Annotated in this window: 18 protein-coding genes; 13 read left to right on the forward strand and 5 right to left on the reverse strand. The window is 46.8% G+C overall.

Features of this window, described 5'->3' with window-relative positions:
- Nucleotides 1-28: 28 nt before the first annotated feature.
- The 3 genes from BQ5453_RS10200 to gap all read right to left on the reverse strand — a co-directional run bounded on the left by BQ5453_RS10200 (nt 29) and on the right by gap (nt 3,347).
- Entirely contained in the window at nt 29-955 is a 927-nt protein-coding gene (locus BQ5453_RS10200) for a diacylglycerol/lipid kinase family protein (protein ID WP_071123137.1), read from the reverse strand.
- Between the two features lie 46 nt (nt 956-1,001).
- Nucleotides 1,002-1,892 carry a tRNA (adenosine(37)-N6)-dimethylallyltransferase MiaA gene (gene miaA, locus BQ5453_RS10205; RefSeq protein WP_071123138.1) on the reverse strand — a complete coding sequence of 297 codons (891 nt, stop codon included), beginning with the start codon at nt 1,890-1,892 and terminating at the stop codon, nt 1,002-1,004.
- 444 nt (nt 1,893-2,336) lie between these two features.
- Nucleotides 2,337-3,347 carry a type I glyceraldehyde-3-phosphate dehydrogenase gene (gene gap, locus BQ5453_RS10210; RefSeq protein ID WP_022101117.1) on the reverse strand — a complete coding sequence of 337 codons (1,011 nt, stop codon included), beginning with the start codon at nt 3,345-3,347 and terminating at the stop codon, nt 2,337-2,339.
- A gap of 180 nt (nt 3,348-3,527) precedes the next feature.
- Here gap and mscL point away from each other — a divergent pair, with 180 nt between their 5' ends.
- On the forward strand, nt 3,528-3,944 hold the full coding sequence (mscL, locus tag BQ5453_RS10215; protein WP_022101116.1) for a large-conductance mechanosensitive channel protein MscL: 417 nt from the start codon (nt 3,528-3,530) through the stop codon (nt 3,942-3,944).
- 138 nt (nt 3,945-4,082) lie between these two features.
- On the opposite strand, the gene BQ5453_RS10220 is transcribed toward mscL, so the two are convergent.
- Nucleotides 4,083-4,925, reverse strand: coding sequence for a glycoside hydrolase family 25 protein (locus BQ5453_RS10220; protein ID WP_071123139.1), 843 nt, complete (start codon nt 4,923-4,925; stop codon nt 4,083-4,085).
- A gap of 156 nt (nt 4,926-5,081) precedes the next feature.
- Nucleotides 5,082-5,270 carry a hypothetical protein gene (locus BQ5453_RS10225; RefSeq protein ID WP_022101114.1) on the reverse strand — a complete coding sequence of 63 codons (189 nt, stop codon included), beginning with the start codon at nt 5,268-5,270 and terminating at the stop codon, nt 5,082-5,084.
- Nucleotides 5,271-5,597: 327 nt separating this feature from the next.
- Here BQ5453_RS10225 and BQ5453_RS10230 point away from each other — a divergent pair, with 327 nt between their 5' ends.
- From BQ5453_RS10230 to tnpB, 12 genes are all read left to right on the forward strand, one after another.
- Nucleotides 5,598-6,848 (forward strand): phosphoglycerate kinase, encoded by a 1,251-nt coding sequence (locus BQ5453_RS10230; RefSeq protein WP_022101113.1) that lies wholly within the window; start codon nt 5,598-5,600, stop codon nt 6,846-6,848.
- Nucleotides 6,849-7,202: 354 nt separating this feature from the next.
- A complete protein-coding gene (locus BQ5453_RS10235; RefSeq protein WP_071123140.1) occupies nt 7,203-8,033 on the forward strand; it encodes an ABC transporter substrate-binding protein in 831 nt (276 codons plus the stop codon).
- Between the two features lie 60 nt (nt 8,034-8,093).
- On the forward strand, nt 8,094-10,190 hold the full coding sequence (locus tag BQ5453_RS10240; protein ID WP_071123141.1) for a tetratricopeptide repeat protein: 2,097 nt from the start codon (nt 8,094-8,096) through the stop codon (nt 10,188-10,190).
- Nucleotides 10,191-10,217: 27 nt separating this feature from the next.
- Nucleotides 10,218-11,537 (forward strand): hypothetical protein, encoded by a 1,320-nt coding sequence (locus BQ5453_RS10245; protein WP_071123142.1) that lies wholly within the window; start codon nt 10,218-10,220, stop codon nt 11,535-11,537.
- Between the two features lie 570 nt (nt 11,538-12,107).
- The gene (locus tag BQ5453_RS10250; protein WP_071123143.1) at nt 12,108-12,815 is read left to right on the forward strand and encodes a M48 family metallopeptidase; all 708 of its coding nucleotides are present in this window, start codon (nt 12,108-12,110) and stop codon (nt 12,813-12,815) included.
- A 211-nt stretch (nt 12,816-13,026) separates the two neighbouring features.
- Complete coding sequence (locus tag BQ5453_RS10255; protein WP_083361208.1) at nt 13,027-15,018, forward strand: leucine-rich repeat protein; 1,992 nt, start codon at nt 13,027-13,029, stop codon at nt 15,016-15,018.
- A gap of 217 nt (nt 15,019-15,235) precedes the next feature.
- Nucleotides 15,236-17,122 (forward strand): amidophosphoribosyltransferase, encoded by a 1,887-nt coding sequence (locus BQ5453_RS10260; RefSeq protein ID WP_071123145.1) that lies wholly within the window; start codon nt 15,236-15,238, stop codon nt 17,120-17,122.
- A gap of 84 nt (nt 17,123-17,206) precedes the next feature.
- Nucleotides 17,207-18,292, forward strand: a complete 1,086-nt coding sequence (carA, locus tag BQ5453_RS10265; protein WP_071123146.1) for a glutamine-hydrolyzing carbamoyl-phosphate synthase small subunit — start codon at nt 17,207-17,209, stop codon at nt 18,290-18,292.
- A 97-nt stretch (nt 18,293-18,389) separates the two neighbouring features.
- Nucleotides 18,390-21,608 (forward strand): carbamoyl-phosphate synthase (glutamine-hydrolyzing) large subunit, encoded by a 3,219-nt coding sequence (carB, locus tag BQ5453_RS10270; RefSeq protein ID WP_071123147.1) that lies wholly within the window; start codon nt 18,390-18,392, stop codon nt 21,606-21,608.
- 143 nt (nt 21,609-21,751) lie between these two features.
- Nucleotides 21,752-22,732, forward strand: a complete 981-nt coding sequence (locus BQ5453_RS10275; protein WP_022101102.1) for a Gfo/Idh/MocA family protein — start codon at nt 21,752-21,754, stop codon at nt 22,730-22,732.
- A 99-nt stretch (nt 22,733-22,831) separates the two neighbouring features.
- Nucleotides 22,832-23,968, forward strand: coding sequence for a DUF4421 domain-containing protein (locus BQ5453_RS10280; protein ID WP_143033375.1), 1,137 nt, complete (start codon nt 22,832-22,834; stop codon nt 23,966-23,968).
- Between the two features lie 233 nt (nt 23,969-24,201).
- Nucleotides 24,202-24,564, forward strand: coding sequence for an IS66 family insertion sequence element accessory protein TnpB (gene tnpB / locus BQ5453_RS10285; protein WP_071123148.1), 363 nt, complete (start codon nt 24,202-24,204; stop codon nt 24,562-24,564).
- Nucleotides 24,565-24,598: the final 34 nt, after the last annotated feature.

The following is a 24,598-nucleotide window of genomic DNA, read 5'->3' on the forward strand; positions in this document are numbered from 1 at the left end:
GTATATAACCCTTTGTAAGGGCGAAGTGTTATGGTATCAAGAACTCAATCTCCTCGGGCATGATGCCGATGTTGATGGATTGGGCGTGGCCATGGTATGTGCGGCCGTCAAAGCTCAAGGGGGCATGGCCGAGCTTTGTAAATTCGACATGGCGGGTGCGCCACACTTTTACACCGCGGTGACTCAGGAAACGTCCTGTGAACAGCAACCACAGTCCATGAAATATCTGAAATATGGCAGGCTTTGATACAAGCGTGATGTCAAGCAGACCATTGTATGGCACAGCACTTGGCGTTTGTCCGTATCCGTGTGCCGAACCGATGCAAATGCTCATGGCGCTTTGCTCGATGTGTTCGCCGCTCATGTCAAATACGTATCTGAAATTCATGCGCTGGAACAATAGCAGCAGTGCAGAGAAAAAGTATGAGATGGTTTTGAAACCGAACCAGTTGCTTGTCTTGCGTTTCAAATTTGTGATGGACGATGCTACGCCAAGGTTAACACAATCGAGAAAGTACAGCTGTTTGTTTTGACCGTCGGCATCGGCTATTTGAATTGTGCCTACATCAACCTTGCGGGTGTGCTGAAATATTAAGGCGTCTATCGTATTTTTGTAATCATCGGTGTGCATGCCCCAAAATTTGGCAAAGTCATTGCCAAAGCCGTTGGGTATGACGCCAAGCACAGGGTGTTTGCCCGATGGCGACGCTGTAGACATAATGCCGCAAATGGCGTGGTTAAGGGCCGAATCGCCGCCGACAATAATGATGGTGGCGTAACCGGTACGCGTCATCATGGCAGCCAATCGTTCAACCGAACCTGCTCCCTCGCTTTGCACGTAGTCAAAGTTGACGCCTTTCTCTTCAAGATATTGGCGTATCTTTTTCCAACGCTTTTGTGTATGGGCAGAGCCCTCTTTCGGGCAGTATATGATGCCCCATGAATTTGCTGGCATAGTTAGTTAAATGTTGATGTACGTGTTGAGTTAGTGAAGGGGCTTATTATAAATCGGTGATGTTGATGTTAACGGCTTCTTCAGCTTTAAGCCAATGAATTTCGATGCCACGGCGCTCCATGCCCCTGAACCATGTCATTTGCCGTTTGGCAAACTGATGTATGGCTATTTCGAGTTGCCTGAACATTTCGTCATAGCTGAGTTTGTTTATGGCATATAGTGTAAGATATTTGTATTCGAGTCCGTAGTATATCAAATCATCAGGTTGAATGCCTTCGGCAAGTAGATGCCTTATTTCGTCTACCATACCGGCGTCAAGACGTTGCTTGAGACGTTGGGTAATGCGCTTGCGGCGTGTATCGCGGTCCACATCGATACCAATGTTATATGATGTGAGGGTGGGAAATGGACGGTCGTCTATGGGGGTGTGCTTGTAGTATTCAGCAATTTCAATAGCTCTGATTGCACGTTGAGCAGAATCGACGTCCGTAGAGTTGTGCAACACTTTGTATTGGCTCAAAATTTGCGTCAGCTCATCGAGCGTTTTGTCTTTCAACCTTTCTCGCAACTGAGGGTTCTGTGGCACTGGCGACAGGCGGTAGCTGCGCAGAATGCTTTCGAGGTATAGGCCCGTACCTCCACACACAATCACCCGTTTACCTCGTGAGCGAATGTCATTGTAGGCTTTGAGAAAGTCCTGCTGATATTCAAACACATTGTATTTTGTGCCTGGTTCGACAATATCAATCAAGTGGTAAGGTATTTGCTTGCCATTGATGGTATAGTCATCAAGGTCTTTGCCTGTGCCGAGGTCCATGCGCCGATATACCTGTCTGCTGTCGGCACTGATAATTTCGGCATCGAGCCGTTCGGCCAATTTTACGGCAACGCTTGTTTTGCCTGAGGCGGTGGGGCCAAGTATTGTTATGATGTCCACTGTGTGTTATTTGCTGTTTACTTATTGTTGTTGCAAAGATAGCGCAAGGCGAGAGCAGAACGTCAAGCTTGCTTGTTCGTTATGCCGAGCCGCAGCCTATCTTATGCAAAGATAGCGCAAGGCGAGAGCAGAACGTCAAGCTTGCTTGTTCGTTATGCCGAGCCGCAGCCTATCTTATGCAAAGATTGCGCAAGGCGAGAGCAGAATGTCAAGCTTGCTTGTTCGTTATGCCGAGCCGCAGCCTATCTTATGCAAAGATTGCGCAAGGCGAGAGCAGAATGTCAAGCTTGCTTGTTCGTTATGCCGAGCCGCGGCCTATCTTATGCAAAGATACTAAATGCGGGCAACTGGCGGGCCATGCTGGTGTAAAAAAATAGCCGCCACTAAGCGTAGAGCTTAGTGGCGGCTGTTAAAGGTCTAAGTTTCTGAACTTAAAGCAACGGATTAGCCGTTAACCTTAGCCATGTGGGCGATGAGTTCGAGAACCTTGTTAGAGTAACCGATTTCGTTGTCGTACCAGCTGATAACCTTAACGAAAGTATCAGTGAGGTAAACACCGGCGTTAGCATCGAAGATAGAAGTGTTAGTGCAGCCGAGGAAGTCGCTTGATACAACAGCGTCTTCAGTGTAGCCGAGTACACCCTTCAATTCGCCTTCTGAAGCTTCCTTCATAGCAGCGCAGATATCTTCCTTAGTGGCGGGCTTTGCGAGGTTTGCAGTCAAGTCAACTACAGAAACGTCCAAAGTCGGAACACGCATAGAGATACCAGTCAACTTACCGTTGAGTTCGGGGATTACCTTACCTACAGCCTTAGCAGCACCAGTAGTAGAAGGGATGATGTTGCCGCTGGCAGCACGACCACCGCGCCAGTCCTTCAAAGAGGGACCGTCAACAGTCTTCTGAGTAGCAGTAGTAGAGTGAACGGTAGTCATCAAACCGTTTACGATGCCGAACTTGTCGTTCAATACCTTAGCGATAGGAGCCAAGCAGTTAGTAGTGCAAGAAGCGTTAGATACGAACTGAGTACCCTTAACGTACTTGTCGAAGTTTACGCCGCATACGAACATAGGAGTGTCGTCCTTTGAAGGAGCTGACATAACTACGTACTTAGCACCAGCCTGAATGTGAGCCTGAGCCTTTTCCTTAGTCAAGAAGAGACCAGTTGACTCAACTACGTATTCAGCACCTACAGCGTCCCACTTAAGGTCAGCCGGGTTGCGTTCAGCAGTAACACGGATGTGGTTGCCGTTTACGATGAGCTCGCTCTTTTCAACGTCAGCCTCGATTGTGCCCTGGAATGCACCGTGCATAGTGTCGTACTTGAGCATGTATGCCAAGTAATCTACGGGGCAAAGGTCATTGATACCTACAATCTGGATGTCGCTGCGGTTCTGAGCAGCACGGAATACGAAACGGCCGATACGACCGAAACCGTTAATACCTACTTTAATCATGATGTTTAAGTTATGAATTAACTATTTGTGTGGTTAATATTTCTGTTAATGAACTCTGAGTTGGAAGCAGAAATCAGTGCTTTGCTTTCAAGGCATTGTCACTTATTTCCTTATTCCACCGCAAAAGTACAAAAACCTTTTTATTTTTGCACCATGTTTAATCATTAAATTTTCAAAAACATGAAATCGGCTTTCTTGCAAGAGTTTAAGGAGTTTGCTGTAAAGGGTAATGCCATTGATATGGCAGTAGGTGTAATTATCGGTGGCGCTTTTGGCAAAATAGTTTCTTCTATTGTCAATGACTTGTTTATGCCGCCCATTGGCTGGCTGATTGGCGGTATTGATTTTAAGGACCTGAAGTATGATTTGCCTGTTAATCCGTTGAATGAGGGTGGCGAACCTGTTAGTATTGCTTATGGCAATTTCTTGCAGACTTGCATCGACTTCATTATTATCGCATTTTGCGTTTTCATGTTGGTGCGTCTTATTATGAAGCTCTCGCGCAAGAAAAAAGAGGCTGCGCAGCCCAAGGCTCCTGCCGAACCTTCTGAGGAAGTAAAGTTGTTGCGCGAAATACGTGATGCGTTGCAGAAGTAAGCACTTATATAATAAATATATGTGTGAGACTTTTCATGATACAACGAACCGCTGTCGTCGGCATGAATATGATTGTTCGTGCAGAGACAGCGGTTTGTTGTGTTTTGAATGTACTATATATATAATGTAGGGTATACGCTACATCATTACTTGATTGAGCGAGAAATTGCCCATTATTTTCGAACGGTCAACGTGTCCTCTGATACCCGGAATAGATCCTGTTTGAGTGTACTGCCACATAATATAGTCCTTCCCGTCGTTAAGGGTGGGGGAGTCGCTGCGGTATCGGGCTATCATGAAGTGGTAGTCGGTAAATTCGCCTTGCAAGTAACGGTTGTAAAAGTTGTGGTATGTGTAGAGCAAGGGCTTCTTGCCGTAGTAAGCAGTCACTTTCTCTATAAATGAGCGCAGGTCGGCAATAAAGTCCTCTGAGCTTACCGAACCACGGTGTTCAATGTCGATAATAGGCACTAAATCCTGATTCTCGGTCTTTACCACAGAAGTCATGTTATCAAACTGTTTCTTCCAGTCCACGTTGGGACGGTAAAAGTGGTAACTACCTACACTCAGCCCCACGCGGCGCGCTTCGGTCAAATTGCGCTCGTAAGTGTCATCAACTAGTGAGGCACCTTCTGTCGCTTTGAGATAAACGTACGAAATGGGCGTGCCGTTTACCACTTTGTCCCAATCGATATTGCCTTGGTAGTGCGATACGTCAATGCCTTCTTTGTATTTCGAATTGATGCGTGCGTTTGATGTACGTATAAATACGGCGGCAGCGTGCACCATACGCTTTTCGCCAATAGCTTTAACTGGCACAACGTCTGGCTCTGTAGCCACGTATGCAGCCATGCCGCGTCCGTTGTCCTTATCTTTTTTGCGTGCATGAGAAGTTGACGGTATCATGAAAGCAATAGAAAGGAGCAGGGCGCAACCGCTCAGTTTATGTATTTTGTTCAGAATAGTCGATTTTATCTCCATGTTGGCAAAGTTATGAAAATAATTGCGTTATGCCAAGCAAAGATGCCTGTTGTTATGTTTATTTTACAAAACTTTGCCAGACGGGGCCTTGATTTTGAAAAAGTGAAAGGTGTTTTTAAGATGGTTGTTGGCAAATTGACGGGTTGTCGAGCATTATTATAAAGGTAGCAGTTCTCTGAATCGACGTTCGTTCTCTTGTTTCTTTTCTTCGTCAAATCCTTGTTCGGCTTGCCATGCGTTAAATGCGCGTATGGCCAAAGTGTGCATTTGGGCCTTGCCGGCATTCAGTCCGCTTAAGAAAGGGCGGTTGGGCAAGTGTGTGCGATTAAAATTTCCGTCTGCCATGTTGTCTAAAATGTTCGTTTAAGTGATGTTCGCAAATGTGCTTGCAACTTGATTGCGCCGCAAAATTACGCACAAAGGGCGAATGCTGGGGAGCGAAAAGTAAAAATAAAAGCGTAAATCGCACAAAGCAGACTAAAAATGTGCCAAAAGCACCCGCTTGGTAGTTTTTTTAGCCAAAACTTTTGCCTTTCGCTCCGATTGCATTAACTTTGCTGCATAAAATTATGCGCGCAGCGGCAGATTGTGGAGCGCCAGTATGGTGTGGCCGGCTGAATGTTGTGTGCAAATAGTGAAAATATTAAACTTTCAAATAAATAAGTATTCGCTATGACTATTGAAACTTGCGACTTCAAAGGCAAGAAGGTAATTGTTCGCGTGGACTTCAATGTACCTCTTGATGACAATGGTAACATCACAGACGACACCCGTATTCGTGGTGCCCTCCCCACTCTTAAGAAGGTACTCGCCGATGGTGGTTCACTCATCATTATGAGTCACATGGGCAAGCCCAAAGGCAAGGTAAACCCCAAATTCTCTCTCGGCCAGATTGTTGATGCCGTTAGCGAAAAATTGGGTGTAAAGGTACAGTTCGCTCCTGATTGTGCCAAGGCACAGGACGCTGCCGCAGCTCTCAAGCCCGGTGAAGTGCTCTTGCTCGAAAACCTCCGCTTCTACCCTGAAGAGGAAGGCAAGCCTGTAGGCATCGACAAGGAAGATCCTAAGTACGATGAGGCAAAGAAGGAAATGAAGGCCCGTCAGAAGGATTTTGCTAAGACATTGGCTTCATACGCTGACATCTACATCAACGACGCCTTTGGTACAGCACACCGCAAGCACGCTTCAACTGCTGTAATCGCTGACAACTTCGACGCTGACCACAAGATGCTTGGCTATCTTATGGAGAAGGAAGTTCAGGCTGTTGACAATGTGTTGAGCAACATCAAGCACCCCTTCACAGCTATTATGGGTGGCTCAAAGGTTTCAACCAAGATTGGTATTATCGAAAACCTTCTCGGCAAGGTTGACAACCTCATTCTTTGCGGTGGTATGACCTACACATTCGCCAAGGCTCAGGGTGGTCATATCGGTAAGTCTATCTGCGAGGACGACAAGCTCGACGTAGCACTCGACGTAATCAAGAAGGCTAAGGAAAATGGTGTAAACCTCGTACTTGGTACTGACTGCATTGCCGGTGATGACTTCAAGAATGATTGCAACACTCAGATTTGCCCTGCCAATGCCATTCCCGAAGGTTGGGAAGGCCTTGATGCAGGTCCCGAAACCCGCAAGGCATTTGCCAAGGTTATCGAAGATGCCAAGACTATCCTTTGGAATGGTCCTGCAGGTGTGTTCGAAATGGACAACTTCGCTGGTGGTTCAAAGGCCATTGCCGAGGCTATTGCCAAGGCTACAGCCAATGGCGCTTTCTCACTCATCGGTGGTGGCGACTCAGTAGCTTGCATCAACAAGTTTGGCATGGCCGACAAGGTGTCTTACATCTCAACAGGTGGTGGTGCATTGCTCGAGGCTATCGAAGGCAAGGTGCTTCCTGGTATCGCAGCCATCAAGGGCGAGTAATATGGCATTTCGGCCAAATTGCCGTTGGGCTTACTGATGTGCAAGTGGCTTGAAACGTTGCTTTAAGTAGAGTTTAGAAGTTTAAGAGGTGGCATATATAGTATGCCTTCCTTCTAAACTTCTAAACTCTTATTCTTTTTTATACAAGTCCTTCCTGTGCATGGCCGCATCGGGGAGTACACCGCTGAGGCTTGCGACCTCTACAAAATAACACGCAATATAAAGATAATCTCTAAGCATGTGCTCGGGTCTAATTTTACACTGAAGGTGCATTATGGTAAAGCTGATAATCACCTGATTAGTACAACTCCATATCTGTAAAAATAGAATCCTTGCATACAATAAATACTGAAAATGAAACTTCTGACAACTCTGTTTGTGGTAATGATGGCTGTCGTTGTGTCGTGTACAGACCGAAAGCCCGCCAGCCAATTCAATTTTGGCACCGAGCCATACGACTCCGCGGCATTACATGTCGCCTTAGTCCCCAACCGTGATTGTCTCCCCATATATTATGCCGAGCGAACCGGCATTTATGACTCGCTTGGTCTGCACTTGCAGATAGCCACCTATCCCTCGCAGATGGACTGCGACACCACCCTTATGGGCCGCATAGCCGATGGCGGTTGGGCCGATGGCGTGCGTATGGCGCACCATGGTGCACGTATGGCTGGCTTAAAAGTGATGTGGACAGGTTCGCAACGTTGGGAGCTGTTTACATGTGGCACACTCCGACTGCGCGAGGTAAAGTCGCTCGCCGGCCGCACAGTGGGCATAGCCCGTCATTCGGCTGAAAGCGAACTGTTACGTCTTGTGCTGCAATCGGCCAAGGTAAACGCCGACAATGTATATTATCCACAAATCAACAACTTAAATCTTCGCGCCCAAATGCTGACTGGCGACCAGATAGATGCGGCCATGTTGTGCTGGCCCTATACCTCATTGGCTTACTCTGAAGGGCACAAGTGCATTTATGCCCAACGCTTTGCCAGTTCAAAAGGTTGCTTTGTGATGAAATCCAAACGTATGGCAGACGCGTCAAAGCGTCAACAGTGGCAGCTGTTCGAAAAGGGACGCCGTATGGCACTCGACTCCATACGCATTAAGGGCCCAAAGGCTTACAGCATTATCCTGCAAAAGGATTACGGATTGCCAAAGGCCGTAGCTGATACAATAAAATATTGATTGCGCACTTGCAAAATGAAATAATGTTGCAAAGGTTATAATAGCCATAATAGTACAAAGATGAACACCCAAACTTACCAATATTTGCATAAAGATGTGATTGAGGCCTTAAAAGGCAACCATTTGCTTTTGGCCTTGCAATCGTTGCAAGGGTTGGCAGCAACCCTGAAGTCGTGGAGTGTGAAAGAGGAGGTTGACACCTTGGCCGACTCATATCAAATGATGTTAAGCTACATGGCCAAGGGGGCTGACGATCCTCAGCGCCACAAAATGTATGCAGGTTTTGTGCGCAGAGCCTACGAGCTGGCCGATGTGCTCGAAAGGGTGGGAGAAATCTCTTCCGACACATCATATTATGCTACGTGTCTGCGCACCTTGCAGCAGTTGCGTGGTGCACAATATCAGTTAGCCGATTTGTTGTCGCCCGATGCGCCAGTGCGCGACATGTTCGATGCCGTATGGCTTTCAGGCGCCTGGACAGCTGACGAAGAAATTGCTGCGGCCAATTATATGGCAGCAGACACTATCCCCGTAGAACATAAAGCACTATTGCTGAGTGCTGCCACCTTGGCTGCAATGCGTTTTTTCGATGTAGCCAAATACCGGTTGCTGCTTGACAATGCCTTGGTGCTCGAAACGAAACTACGTGTAAGAGCCTTGACGGGATTGGTCTTTGTACACATTGTTCATGCCTCGCGCTTGGCCATGTATCCCGAGGTTGAGGCGCGTCTCAAACTCATGTCTGATTTGCCCAGTTTTGTGAGCGAACTTGAGTTGTTGCAGACGCAGATGTTCTTGAGTCTGGAAACTAAACGCATTGAAAAAAGTCTGCAAAACGAAATAATTCCGCAGATGATGAAGCGCATGAAAGATTTGCGCATTGACAAGTCGCTTGGCATAGACGATATTAAGGAACGATTGGACGAAGCAGACTTTAATCCTGAATGGAACGATGACGGAACGCCCTCAAAATTAAGCGAATACATGAAGGAGTTTGTAGCATTACAACAACGTGGTGCCGACATGTATATGGGCTCGTTCAAGGTGTTGAAGCAGCGGTTCCCATTTTTCAATATAGCTTGTAATTGGTTTTGGCCATTCACCATGCAGCACCCCGAACTGCCGGCTGGCCTTGAAAAGAACAAACTCGTAAAACTGATGATAAACAATGCAGGGCTTTGCGATTCCGACAAATATTCGTTCTGCTTGATGGCTCTGCAGTTGCCGCTTGATGCCGGTTCCGACAAGGCTGCAAAAATGCAAGAAAGCCTGGCAGACATCGATTTGCCAGCTCCCATGGAGCGTGATGCCGCAGAGCGTTACAAAGATGAGTTGCGCTCTTATGTACAAGGCTTTTACCGCTTTTGCAATTTGTACATACATCGCGAGGCTTTTGTCAATCCGTTCCAACGCAATCTCTTTATAGCCGATTACAGCCCGTTCGACAATATTATGAACGACGAGGAACTGCTTGTACGCATGGCTGACTTCGTTTTCAAAGACAAGTCATACGACCTTGCGCGCAGTTTGTACGAGCGTGTGCCGGTCGGTGCGCGTACCAATGGCCTGTTGCAGAGACTTGGTTATTGCTACGAACAAGTGGCCGATTTTGTACGTGCCCGTGCACTTTACGAACAGGCCAATGCGCTCAAACCACAATCAGATTGGACACTTCGTCATTTGGCCGTTTGCAACCGCAATGCCGGCGACTACGAAGAGGCTCTGTCATGTTACAACGACTTGGCCGAAATGCAGCCCGAAGATGCAGCATTGGCGTTGCGCCAAGCCGAATGTCTGATATATTTGCAACGTTACGACGAGGCGTTCAAATATCTGTTCAAAGCCAATTATTTGGCTCCTCAGTCAGGCAATTCTGAGCGTGCTTTGGCATGGTGTTCATTGCTGACAGCTAAATATGAACAGGCCGAAAAATATTACACCAAAGTGCTGGCCAACCAACCCACACCAACCGACTTTCTTAATGCAGGGCATGCAGCCTGGCTCGGAGGCAATCTGCCTCTGGCGGTAACGCGCTACAAACGGGCTTTGCCACACGACAATGCCTTGCACTTCCTCGACGATGACAAAGCCATGTTGCTTAAGGCCGGACTGTCTGAGGCCGACTTGGCCATGATGACTGACCTTGTAGCAAACTGATGCACGTCCCAATATTAAAACGACTTTATGAACAAGCTATATTTACTTATACTTAGTCTTTTTAGTCTGTGTGTAAATGCTCAAAATCAAGGTGATATAGAGCATTATTTCACGCAAACCTTTAATAATAGCAACGCGGTTGTAGCCCCTTCGGCACGTGTTTCTGTCAGTCGGCTAAATGCCAAGCGTGCCCTTGTTTGGCAAGCTTGGTGTAAGGCAAACAAGGCGGCAGCATACCATCTGCCGGCTACTGATAGTCTTGGGAGCACGACCGACAAATGGCTGTTGCCCGACACGCTCGAGCCGCATGCCGTCATGCCGTTCTATTATGGCTGCAAGGGTAGCAAGCCCGAGGCAGGTTATCCCCTTTACGTCTATCTGCATGGTTCGGGTCCCAAGCAGCAAGAGTGGCAAACCGGACTGATACTCGCCAAGCGCTTTGCCGATACCCCTTCGTTGTATTTCATTCCGCAAATACCCAACGAGGGCGAATGGTACCGATGGTGGCAGCGCAGCAAGCAAGTGGCATGGTCCAACTTGCTGCGTGAGGCAATGCTCTCGCCCGATGTCAATCCTAACCGCTTGTATGTGTTTGGCATATCCGAGGGCGGTTATGGGTCGCAACGTCTGGCTTCGTTCTATGCCGACTATTGGGCTGCAGCGGGGCCGATGGCTGGTGGCGAACCCTTGAAGAATGCACCAGTTGAAAATTTGGAGAACATCGGCTTTTCGTTTCGCACAGGTGCCAACGATGCCGGTTTTTATCGCAACCGACTGACAGGTTATACCAAGGAGGCGCTCGACAGCATGGAAGCCCTTTATCCTGCCGGCTTCAGACACAAAGTTGAACTCATACCCGGACGCCAGCATTTTATCGACTATTCAGTCACCACACCGTGGTTGTCGCATTTTACACGAAATCCATACCCCAAGCATTTTATATGGGAGGATTTTGAAATGGACGGTCTGCATCGTACGGGTTTTTACAATATTAAGGTAAACAAACGCCCGGCAACCGAATGCCGCACACGCTATGATGTAAACATCGCTGCAAACGAGGTAAATATTGTGGTAGAAGATGTGCACTACACCACCGTGGAGCGTGACCCTGTATATGGTATCGAATTAAAGTTTGCCCGTCATTACACACCAGCCCGGGGCGGCAGTTTCACACTCTATCTTGACGAGCATCTGGTTGATTTGTCCCAACCTGTCAAGGTGGTAGTAAATGGCAAAACCATTTGCGAGCGCCGTTTGCGGCTTGACGTGAAAAACATGGTGCAATCGCTTGCCACCTATTTTGACCCCGAGCGCATTTATCCCGCAGCTGTCGAGGTGGTTTATTAGGGTGATGGCAGTGTAGGCAAGTGTATGTGGTGCTTGCACAAGTCTGTGTGCACTCCCTTAATTTATAAAATGTAAAACAGCCTGCACTCTGCACTTTTGCTATTTAACTCATTGATATTCAATGCAAAAAGTAGTGTAGACAACTCTACACTTCGTCTGCACTTTATCTGCACTCATCTGCACTTTGTTTGCACGCTTCGTGAGTGTCGGTGCGAGTGCAGACAGCCATCGTATGCCACATTGTGCTTGCGGCTTTTGTGTAACGGGCGACAGACTTTTCAGCCGGAGAAACAGGCAAGCCGCTCCCCCGTAACTCTACAAACGTAGTGGCACGACTGTCTGCCACGCGACATATTACCTGTGCAATCATATTTGCACTTTAAGATAGATGTGGCTTTCCATAGTGTAGACGGGTAGTGCAGATGCTGTGTAGACAAAGTGTAGGTAGTGTCTACACACTTAAAATATTTGATAATCAATTAGTTAGACCGTAAAAGTGTAGAGTGTAGACAAATTGCACGAAAAAACATGACGCGCGTGCGCGCGAGGCTAACACCCTTTTATTCAAAGATGGACAACACAACAATTACTTACGAGGGCATACAATTAACGGTCAGCATAAAGGCTGTCAAGGCACTACGCATGGTGGTACGCCGTGATGGTAGTGTGTCGCTGGTTGTGCCCCTGTGGTGCGACAAAAACAAAGTCATGGACTTTTTGAACGACAAAAAAGATTGGCTGCGAAATGCCGTGGCAAAATCCAAACAACGTTTAGAAAAGCAAAAGGACTATTGGTTCCACGATTATGCAGAGGGCGAGTTGTTCACCTACTTAGGAAACCGTTACCCGCTTCATTACCGCTTGACAGAAAAAGGGGTACCGCAAGCCGAACTAAAAGATGGTCAGCTTGTAGTGAGCTCGTCGCGCTGGCTCACACCGCAGCAAGCCATGTTGGTAATCAATGCGTGGTACGCAAAACAGTTCAAAACGCTTGTCAAGAGTTATCTTGCCTATTGGCTTCCACGCATGAATGAGGCGCCACTTTCGGTTGTGCGCTACAAGGTTATGAAGTCGCGTTGGGGCAGTATGATGCCAGCCTCACGTGTCGTGTGTTTTAATTTTAACCTTGTGTTTTACCCTGAGCGGTGTCTTGAAATGGTCGTAGTACACGAGTTGTGCCACCTCAAGGAGCCTTCGCACAACCGCCATTTTCATGAATTGATGGCCAGTTATTTGCCTGACTACAAGGCAAGAGCGCTTATATTAAAGGAAAACTAAAGAAATATGCGTCTATATGTCTAAAAATCAGGACTATAATAAATCTCTTGTATAGCGTGTATGGCCCAAAATCTTGTATCTGTATTCGTTTCTGTTTGCCATTTTTGCCCTTACATGGGCAAATATCATTAAATATAATAAAACCGATGTAAAAGGATATTCGTATATTTGACCGCAAATCACTTGTATTATTCAACAAAATAAGAATGCTATGAAACGAATATTACGATTTTTGGCGGCCGTGGTGTTATTAAGCATCATGGGTACGGTGCAAACATGGGCAGAATTTACTTTGTCGTCAGATGGTGCTGCACTCGCGGCAGAGAGCTATCCACGCCGTATGGTGATGGAGGAGGCCACTGCTACATGGTGTGGCTGGTGTCCTCAGGGCATTGTGGCCATAGATGGCCTTAAACGCGATTTTCCCGACAACTTTTTAGCCATTGCTATACACGGAAACGGGGATAAAATGGCGTATGTTGACGAATATGGCTTGCAGGTTAATAGTTATCCTTCAGCCTTTCTCAATCGCCAAAGTACGTCAGTGAGCTATTCGTGGCTAAAACGACAAATAGAAAAGGCCGGACTGACAACTGATAAAATGGTGCGCATTGACAGCGTAACCTATGTTGAGGCCGATGAGGCGTATAAGGTGTATACAACCACACGTGTGGCCAATTTTTTGGAAAATGCACAACTGCGCTTGGTGTATGTGGTGACAGAGGATAGTGTGGGCCCTTATAAACAAACGAATAATTTTGCTGGTGAAAGTGAGGAGATGGGTGGATTTGAGAACTTGCCAACAAAGGTGGAAATGCTGTATTCGGACGTTGCGCGCTTCATTTATCTCAGTTGTGACGGGCTGGAGGGTAGTGTGCCATCAACGTTGGAGGCCTGCAAGGATTATGCTTATGTGGCAAACGTATCTGCAAACTTTAATTGTGACGACTATGGAAAGTTGCAACTCACGGTGATGCTCTACGATGCTGCCACAAATACCATCGTGAATGCGGATCGTATGCCATTGCCTAAGCGCACCGATTTGGATAAAACGCTGACTATTGATATGGGGCAAGAACCTGGTACGCTGAAGGAGAAGTTGGGCAATGATTTGTACAAGGTGCGTACTTTAGTTGTTAGTGGTAAGATAAATGGTGATGATTTGGCTACGCTCCGTGATATGGTGGGGTGTACTGACAATAAAACGCCCAAACTTGCAAATTTGGATTTAAGTGCAGCGCAGATAGTAAAAGGTGGTGTCTATATGGATGACAAAGAGCTGGATAAAGATAATCATTTGCCAGATTTGGCCTTTGAACGTGCTGTGTCTTTGCGTTCTATTACTGTTCCGAGTACATTGCGTTCTATTGGTTATGCGGCGTTTCAAGATACCTATTCGTTGCGTGAGGTGAACCTTAATGAAGGATTGGTGGAAATAGACACTTGGGCATTTGCTTCTTGGAACGTAGAAAGTTCTCTTGAAAAAATAAATATCCCGTCTACAGTGAGGTCGTTTCAAGGCACGACATTTGCTTCTTGTTATAAACTGAAAGATTTCACCTTCCACCCAGATAATCCTTATTATACGTTTGATGGAATAGCTGTATACACAAAAGATTACGGACAAATAGTGCATATTATCCCTTCTTATGATGGTATGTTGCCTTTGCCTGATGAGTGCCGCACGGTGCAATGGAGCTCTCTTCGTTCGGGTAAGTTAAAAGGCTTTGTGGGTAAAAATGTAATAGAAATAGGTGGGCATGCTTTTGCTGACCTGTGGAGTGCAGATTATTTGGCTTTTGGTAGTAAATTAAAAAGAGTAGGAATTGGTCCGTTTAGCTATGCGCGACTAAATAGATTATATTTGGGGTGTCATGACATACCTGATGGTGAGTATGTGGATTATGTTGATGGTGTATATAGTGATTATTGGGACGCTTATAAAAAAGTTACACTCTATGTGCCACGCGATGCGGTTGACAAATTTCAGAAGCATCGTGTGTGGGGCATGGCTAAAGAGGTGTTACCTATCGAAGATACGGAATTTGCCTATCTTGCCGATTCGGAACTTGATGCGGTGGACGAGGTCGAGACTTCGTCAACGGCTATGCCACATAGCATATATTCACCCACAGGTGTGAAGCTCAACAGGCCAATAAAAGGTTTGAATATTGTTGATGGTAAAAAGGTGATGGTGAAGTAAAGCGCGAACTCTATGTGCCAACCCTTAAATCCGCTATTTGTTTAGGAACGAATGGTGAGCGGATTTAAGGGTTGGCTGCGTGTGATGCCCACGTTTTAGGGGTAGAGTAGGCGGAGTGAAGCTCTTTTTACGAAACGTTGTGTACTTAATTGCGAGAACCTTAGCAGAGTTGTAACTTTTTTCGTATCTTTGCCCACAAAACCAAAGAATTCGGCGAATGGAACCTTTGAAACATGAGTGCGGTGTAGCCATGGTGCGATTACTCAAGCCGCTCTCTTATTATGAAAAGAAATATGGCACGTGGATGTACGGCTTGAACAAGCTGTATTTGCTGATGGAAAAGCAGCATAACCGCGGTCAAGAAGGTGCGGGGCTGGCATGCGTGAAAATGCAGGCGGCTCCAGGTGAGGAGTTTATGTTTCGGCAACGCGGCCTTGGCGGCGGAGCCATTCAAGAGATTTTTGGTAACGTACATAAGGAATTAGCTGATTTCACAAGCGAACAATTGCATGACGCGGACTTTGCGGCCCGTTATGTTCCGTTTGCTGGCGAAATATATATGGGCCACCTCCGGTATTCGACTACTGGCAAGAGTGGCCTTTCGTATGTCCACCCGTTTTTGCGCCGCAGCAACTGGCGCGCCAAGAATTTGTGCATCTGCGCCAACTTCAACATGACAAACGTGATGGAGATATTCAACGAGATAGCTGTGAAAGGCCAGCATCCGCGTATGGTGTCGGACACATATATCTTACTTGAACAACTCGGTCATCGCCTTGACCGCGAGAGCGAACGCTGCTTTGTTGAGGCTAAGAAGTTGGGGCTCGAAAATATGGACATCACGCGCTACATTGAGGACAATATTAACCTGTGCAACGTGCTGAAGAAGGCTGCACCCGTGTGGGACGGTGGTTATGTGCTGTGTGGCGTGACCGGTTCGGGCGAGATGTTCACCATGCGCGACCCTTGGGGCATACGTCCTGCGTTTTATTACAAAGATGACGAATTGATGGTTGTAGCCTCAGAGCGTCCTGTCATACAAACGGCTTTGGACGTGGAGGCTGACATGGTGCATGAGCTGCAGCCTGGTCAGGGCATCTTTATGAATAAATGCGGAGAAGTGCATACCGAACAGGTAATTGAGGCTAAAAAATATGCTGCTTGTTCGTTTGAGCGCGTGTACTTCAGCCGTGGCTCGGACAAGGATATCTATAATGAACGCAAGGAACTCGGCCGTACCTTGGTTGAGCCTATATTGAAGGCTGTCAACAATGAGTTAGACAATACCGTGTTTGGCTATATTCCTAATACAGCTGAGGCCGCCTATTATGGCATGCTGCAGGGTTTTAACGAATATCTTAACCGACAGAAGGCAGAAGATATTGAAAAGCTCGGTGCAAATGTCACACACGAAAAGCTGCATGAAATATTGTCGCGCCGTATCCGCGCTGAAAAGGTGGCATGGAAGGATATCAAGATGCGCACATTCATAGCTGAGGGCAATTCGCGCAACGATTTGGCTGCTCATGTTTATGACATCACTTATGGCTCGGTGCGTCCGGGCGTTGATAATCTTGTGGTAATAGACGACAGTATTGTGCGTGGTACGACACTGCGTGAGAGCATCATACGCATCATGGACCGTTTGCACCCGCGTCGCATAGTAGTGGTAAGCTCGTCGCCGCAGGTGCGCTACCCCGATTATTATGGCATAGACATGGCGCACATGGAGGAGTTTATAGCCTTCCGCGCAGCCATAGAACTGCATAAGGAACGTGGCATTGAAGCACGCTTGGACGTTATATATCAGCGCTGTAAGGCACAACTGAATTTGCCCAAAGAGCAGGTGGTGAACTATGTGCGCGATGTGTACGAACCATTCACCTCGGAGGATATATCTGAGAAAATGGCCGAAATGCTCCGCCCCGAAGGTGTAACAACCGAAATACATATTGTGTATCAAAGTATTGAAGGGCTGCATAAGGCTTGTCCGCATTCACCAGGCGATTGGTATTTCTCTGGTCATTATCCGACGCCTGGAGGCAACAAGCGTGTGAATGAAGCCTTTGTGAATTTCTACGAAAACTCTTATAAAACGAAATAGTACAGATGTTTGCCGGTAACGCAGTGCTGATTATGCCGGTAATCTATGCATACTCTACTTATAAATCTACATCAACTCAATAATATGCGTAACGTAACACTTGTTCTTGACGACGGAACCAAATTTCATGGTAAGTCGTTTGGTTATGAAGCTCCTGTAGCAGGCGAAGTGGTTTTCAACACAGCCATGATGGGTTATCCCGAAAGTTTGACAGACCCTTCGTATGCAGGACAGCTCATGACTCTTACATATCCGCTTGTGGGCAATTATGGTGTGCCACCTTTCACAATCGGTGATGATAAATTGGCCACTTACATGGAGAGTGACCGCATTTATGCTTCGGCTATTATCGTGAGCGATTATAGCGAGCAGTACAGTCATTGGAATGCTGTGGAAAGTTTGGGGGACTGGCTGAAACGCGAAAAGGTGCCAGGCATTACGGGCATCGACACGCGCGAACTTACCAAAGTGTTGCGTGAACATGGTGTGATGATGGGTAAGATATTGTTTGATGATGAGCCCAACAACGTTCCTACGGCAGAGTATGAGGGGGTTAATTATGTGGCTAAAGTGTCATGCAAGGAAATCATTCGTTACAACGAAGGCGAGAACCGCAAGAAAGTGGTGCTCGTTGACTGTGGCGTGAAGAATAACATCATTCGTTGCTTGATAAAGCGCGGGGTAGAGGTTATTCGTGTGCCTTGGAACTACGATTTCAATGACATGGAATTTGATGGCCTGTTCCTGGCAAATGGTCCTGGCGACCCGGACACTTGTGTGGAGGCAGTCGAGAATATTCGCAAGTTCTTGAACAATCCGGTTGTACGTCCTTGCATGGGTATTTGTATGGGTAATCAGTTGCTGTCGAAGGCCGCAGGTGCCAGCATCTACAAGTTGAAGTATGGACACCGCAGTCACAACCAGCCAGTGCGTATGGTTGGCACAAACCGTTGCTTCGTTACATCGCAAAACCACGGCTATGCAGTAGACAACCGTACACTGCCTGCTGAATGGGAACCCTACTTTGTCAATATGAATGATGGCTCGAACGAGGGTGTGCGCCACAAGACCAATCCTTGGTTCTCGGCTCAGTTCCACCCAGAGGCTTGTTCCGGTCCTGTTGATACGGAATTCCTTTTTGACGAGTTTGTAAAGTTGCTGAATAAATAATATATCCAAAGGGTGAAATAGTGCTGGGGCTGTAACCTGCTACATTCATGGTAGTGTGGTAGCCTCAGAGTATGCTCACCATCGAAATATCCAAGCTATGACTACAATAAAGAAAGTTCTCCTTCTCGGTTCGGGCGCACTTAAAATTGGTGAGGCTGGCGAGTTTGACTATTCAGGTTCGCAGGCCCTCAAGGCTCTGAAAGAGGAGGGTATCGAAACAATACTTATCAATCCGAACATCGCCACGGTGCAAACTTCGGAGGGCGTGGCAGACCGTATCTACTTTTTGCCGGTAACACCTTACTTTGTTGAGCGCGTAATCGAAAAGGAACGTCCCGAAGGCATCATGTTGGCATTTGGCGGACAAACCGCTCTTAACTGCGGTGTAAAACTCTTTGAAAACGGTGTGCTCGAAAAGTACAATCTCAAGGTGCTTGGCACACCGGTACAGGCCATCATGGATACGGAGGACCGTGAACTGTTTGTTGAGAAGTTGAACGAAATCAACGTTAAGACAATCAAGAGCGAGGCTTGCGAAAATGTAGAGCAGGCTCGCAAGGCCGCTGCCGAATTGGGCTATCCTGTCATTCTGCGTGCCGCCTACGCTTTGGGCGGACTTGGATCGGGCTTCTGCGACAATGAGGAAGAACTCGACAAATTGGCTGAAAAGGCTTTCTCTTTCTCACCACAGGTGCTTGTAGAGAAGAGCTTGAAGGGTTGGAAAGAAGTGGAATATGAGGTTGTGCGCGACCGCTTTGACAACTGTATTACAGTTTGTAATATGGAGAACTTCGACCCGTTAGGCATTCATACGGGTGAGAGTATTGTGATTGCGCCTTCGCAGACGCTGACAAACTCTGAATATCATAAGCTGCGCGAACTCTCTATCCGCATTGTACGCCATGTGGGCATTGTGGGTGAGTGTAACGTGCAATACGCTTTCGACCCCAACAGCGAGGATTATCGCGTAATCGAGGTTAATGCCCGTTTGTCGCGCTCTTCGGCTTTGGCATCAAAGGCTACTGGTTACCCCTTGGCTTTTGTGGCTGCTAAATTGGGCTTGGGCTACGGCTTGTTCGACTTGAAGAACTCTGTAACCAAAACAACTTCGGCTTTCTTTGAGCCGGCATTGGACTATGTGGTATGTAAGATACCGCGTTGGGACTTGGGCAAATTCCATGGCGTAGACCGCGAACTTGGTTCGTCAATGAAGTCTGTTGGTGAGGTTATGGCCATCGGCCGCACCTTTGAGGAGGTTATTCAGAAGGGCTTGCGCATGATTGGCCAGGGCATGCATGGCTTTGTTGACAACAAGGAACTCAAGATTGACAATGTGGACGAGGCTTTGAAAGAGCCTACCGACAAGCGTATCTTTGTTATTGAAAAGGCATTCAATGCAGGTTACACCATCGATCAAATTCATGAATTGACAAAGATTGACCGTTGGTTCTTGCAGAAGCTTTATAAAATACATGAGACGGATAGGGAACTGCATGCTTGCACCTCAATCAATGTGCTCGACAACGAATTGTTGCGTAAGGCAAAGGTGCAGGGCTTTACCGATTTCCAGATAGCTCGTGCCGTAGGCATGGAGAAGGAGATGGACATCGAAAAGGCTATTCTTGCGGTACGTGCACGTCGTAAGCAGGCCGGCATTCTGCCCGTTGTAAAGCAGATTGATACTTTGGCTGCCGAATATCCCGCTCAGACCAATTACTTGTATCTGACATATAGTGGCATTGCTCACGACATTCGATTTGAAAATGACAAGCGCTCGGTTGTTGTGCTCGGTTCGGGTGCATATCGCATTGGTTCGTCTGTAGAGTTTGACTGGTGTGGTGTGCAGGCACTCAATACTATCCGCAGGGAGGGCTATCGCTCAATCATGATCAACTACAACCCCGAGACTGTGTCGACGGACTATGACATGTGCGACCGACTCTACTTTGATGAGCTGACATTTGAGCGTGTAATGGATATTCTCGACTTAGAGTGTCCTTATGGCGTGATTGTGAGCACGGGAGGTCAGATTCCGAACAACTTGGCCATGCGCCTCGATGCTGAAAATATCAACTTGCTTGGCACACAAGCCAAATATATTGATAATGCAGAGGACCGTGAGAAATTCTCTGAAATGTTGAATCGCATCGGTGTAGACCAGCCTGAGTGGAGCGCGTTGACTTCGATGGACGATATCCAGCACTTTATTGAGCGTGTTGGTTTCCCCGTATTGGTGCGTCCGTCGTATGTGCTCTCGGGTGCAGCCATGAACGTGTGCTCAAATCAGGAGGAACTCGAGCGCTTCTTGAAGTTGGCTGCCAATGTGTCGAAAAAGCACCCTGTGGTTGTGAGCCGCTTCATGCAGCACGCCAAGGAAGTAGAAATGGATGCTGTAGCCAAAGATGGCGAAATCATTGCATACGCCATATCTGAGCATATCGAATTTGCAGGTGTGCACTCTGGTGATGCTACAATTCAGTTCCCGCCGCAGAAACTTTATGTTGAAACGGCACGTCGCATCAAGAAGATTTCAAAGCAAATTGCCAAGGAACTCCATATTTCTGGTCCATTCAACATTCAGTATCTGGCCCGCGAAAACGATATCAAGGTTATTGAGTGTAACTTGCGTGCATCGCGTTCGTTCCCGTTCGTGAGCAAGGTGCTTAAAATCAACCTTATTGAGCTGGCTACACGCATTATGCTCGGCTTGCCGGTTGAAAAGCCTGCAAAGAGTTTGTTCGACCTCGATTATGTAGGTGTCAAGGCATCGCAGTTCTCATTCAACCGCTTGCAGAAGGCCGACCCCGTGTTGGGTGTCGATATGGCTTCGACAGGCGAAGTAGGTTGTTTGGGCGAAGATTCGCGTTCGGCATTGCTCAAGGCCATGTTGTCAGTAGGCCAGCGTGTGCCCGAAAAGAATATTCTGCTTTCAACAGGTGATGGCAAGCAAAAGGCTGAAATGTTGGCTGCTTGTGCTATGCTGCGCGACCATGGTTATAAATTGTTCGCCACACCGGGTACAAGCCGCTATCTTGACGAAAACGGCATAGAAAACACTTTGGTGCATTGGCCCAGCGAGGAAGGACAACAGCCTCAGGCACTCGACATGTTGCACAACAAGGACATCGATATGGTGGTAAATGTGACCAAGAACTTGTCGACGGGTGAATTGAGTAATGGTTACAAGATACGTCGTGCTGCTATCGACTTGAACATTCCTTTGATAACCAATGCCCGATTGGCATCGGCTTTCATCTACGCTTTCTGCACACAGAAACTTGACGATCTCGAAATCAAGTGCTGGCAGGAGTATTGATGATGTTTTAATGCAATGATACACTTCGGGTACATGATTCAGAGAGAATAATCAGTCTCTTTGGAACCATGTACCCGATGTGCCTTTAAGGGGAGGTGTCTCTGAGATAGCTTGAAGAAACCTACTTACAAATTATAGCAACTATGGAACATGTACGTTGGGGCTTCATCGGTTGTGGTGAAGTGACCGAAAAAAAGAGTGGCCCGGCTTTCAATTTGATTGAAGGATCTGAAGTTGTGGCAGTGATGAGTCGCAGGGCTGATCGTGCACAGTCGTATGCTGAGCGTCATGGCGTGAAGCGTTGGTACACCGATCCGCAAGCTCTGCTGAATGATCCTGAAGTGAATGCAGTTTATATAGCTACTCCGCCATCAACACATGCCACTTATGCCATAATGGCAATGAAAAGCGGCAAGGCCGTATATGTGGAGAAACCTATGGCCTCGAACTATGAGGACTGCTGTCGTATCAACCGTATAGCTGAGAAAACGGGTGTGCCGTGTTTCGTGGCCTATTATCGGCGTTATTTGCCATACTTCATCAAGGTAAAGGACTTGGTTAATTCGGGCGCTGTGGGCAAGGTCGTAAATGTGCAAATACGCTTTGCAGTGCCGCCGCGTGATTTGGATTACAACAAAACTAACTTGCCGTGGCGTGTGCAGGCCGACATTGCTGGTGGGGGCTATTTCTACGATTTGGCACCGCATCAAATAGATTTATTGCAAGAGATGTTTGGCCCTATACTCGAGGCTGAGGGTATGAAAGCAAACCGTGGCGGATTATATCCCACCGAGGACTCTGTAAGTGCTTGTTTTAAGTTTGGCAACGGATTGCCAGGTTCTGGCTCATGGTGCTTTGTAGCACACGAATCGGCAAAGGAAGACCGCATCGACATAGTGGGCGATAAAGGGTCGTTGTCTTTTTCGGTATTCACTTACCAACCCATTGTGTTGCAAAATGAAAACGGGCGTCAAGAGTTTGCTGTTGAAAACCCTCCCTATGTGCAGTTGCCCCTAATCAAGTTAGTGGTCGAACATTTGCAAGACAAAGCTATTTGTACTTGTGACTGTGTGAGTGCAACACCTGTTAATTGGGTGGTAGACCGTATTTTGGGCAAGTTGTAAGCGATACAATAATGGCCGCTGATATATGTTGATTTGTATTAGGAACATCTATTACGTACTGCTATTAACGATTTAATAAGAAACATATCTGTCGCTTTGGTGTTGGCTTTTGAAGTCAACACTTTTGTGCATGCCGAGGAGGTGGGTGAAAGAGTACACGCTGCCGACTCGTTGCACGCCAATATGGAGCTTGCGGACAGTGCCGTGACAGAAACGCGCATGCAGCATATAAAGAAGAAGGTAAAGCACGCGGGAAATGTTTTTTATCGTTTTGTCAAGAACTTCGACAATTACGACACAACTTATATATCGCCCAACTACTACAACTTTACGGCGATGCTGCAAAATACAAATTCTTTTCAGACGTATAAGTTTCAAGGAAGGAATGAAGATGGTTTAAGACAAACGATATCAACCCAACCGGCTCCGAGTGTGAAGGTTGGTCCATATTTCGGTTGGCGTTGGATATTTTTGGGTTACACGTTCGACGTTGCCCATCCCAAGGCAATAAGCAAAAGCACAGAGTTCAACTTTAGTTTGTATAGCGCGATGCTCGGGTGCGACTTCATTTATATCAAGAATACAGGCAACTTCAGACTGCGCCGCACCACAGGTTTTGAAGGTGTTGGCAACAAAGATTTTTACAACGTAGACTTTCGTGGTCTTAATGCAAAAACGGTGTCGTTCAGTGCCTATTATGTGTTTAATCATAAGCATTTTTCCTATCCTGCGGCATACAATCAAAGCACGGTGCAGCGCAAAAGTTGTGGCTCAATGCTCTTGGGCATGGGGTACAGCAAACAGGAGGTGAATTTTGATTACACGCAGTTGCCGTCCGATTTATTGGGCACGGGTAATGATGAGAGAATTGTCGACGAATTGAAATTCTCCAGAATTAGTTATGATTATTACTTTGTCAGCACGGGCTACGGCTATAATTGGGTGTTTGCGCGTAATTGCTTGTTCGGTGCATCGGTCATGCCTTCGGTGGGTATTCGCAAGATGAGTGGTGAGAAACTAAAGGGTGATGAGTTGTTTAATGACCTGCGTAACTTCAGTTTCGACTGCACATCGCGATTGGGGTTGGTTTGGAACAATGCTCATTGGTTTGCCGGTGCTTCGTTTATCAGCCATCTGTATCTGTATCGCAAGCAGCGTTTCAGTTTGGCTAATTCTGTAAACTTTTGCAACGTGTACGTGGGCTTCTTCTTTAATCGCAAAAAGCAATACAGGTAACCTCGCTGCTTATAGGTAGGTGTACAAAACTGTTTCGATCACCCGCTAAACAAAATGCAATCTCCGCATGAGTGTTTGTAGTCTGCAAAACTCATGCGGAGATTGTGTTTGGTCTCAATGTCTAATGAAACTTATTTATGAGAGCCCTTGTTGTCGAAATAGCGTAAGCATCCCATGCAGGCCGTATTGAAAAGACTCCAATAAAGTCCGAATTTTGCAGGCAAAAAGTACTTATGTTTTGTCTGAACGAAAATAACATCTACCATCTCTATACTCAAGGCATAGATATGCGAAAGGGCGTTGAAGGACTTTGCGGCATTATTCGTACATATCAGTATAGTCCTACCAATCAAGAAGTCTATGTTTTTGCAAACAAATCGCGTACTCTGGTAAAAATGCTCCATTGGGAACGTGGAGGGTTTGTAGTATATTACAAACGGCTTGAACAAGGCAGGCTCAGCCCTTCCATCTTTCATCATAAAAATGCGGCAGTCTTTATAGATATAAGATGGGATGAAATGGTGCTGCTCATGGAAGGCATCAGACTTGGAACAAAAAGGCGAAAACGATATAATATTATCAAAGAAAAACTTTGATAATCAAAGATATTTTCGCAACTTTACTCTCATA

The sequence above is a fragment of the Prevotellamassilia timonensis genome (assembly GCF_900106785.1).
GTDB lineage: Bacteria > Bacteroidota > Bacteroidia > Bacteroidales > Bacteroidaceae > Alloprevotella > Alloprevotella timonensis.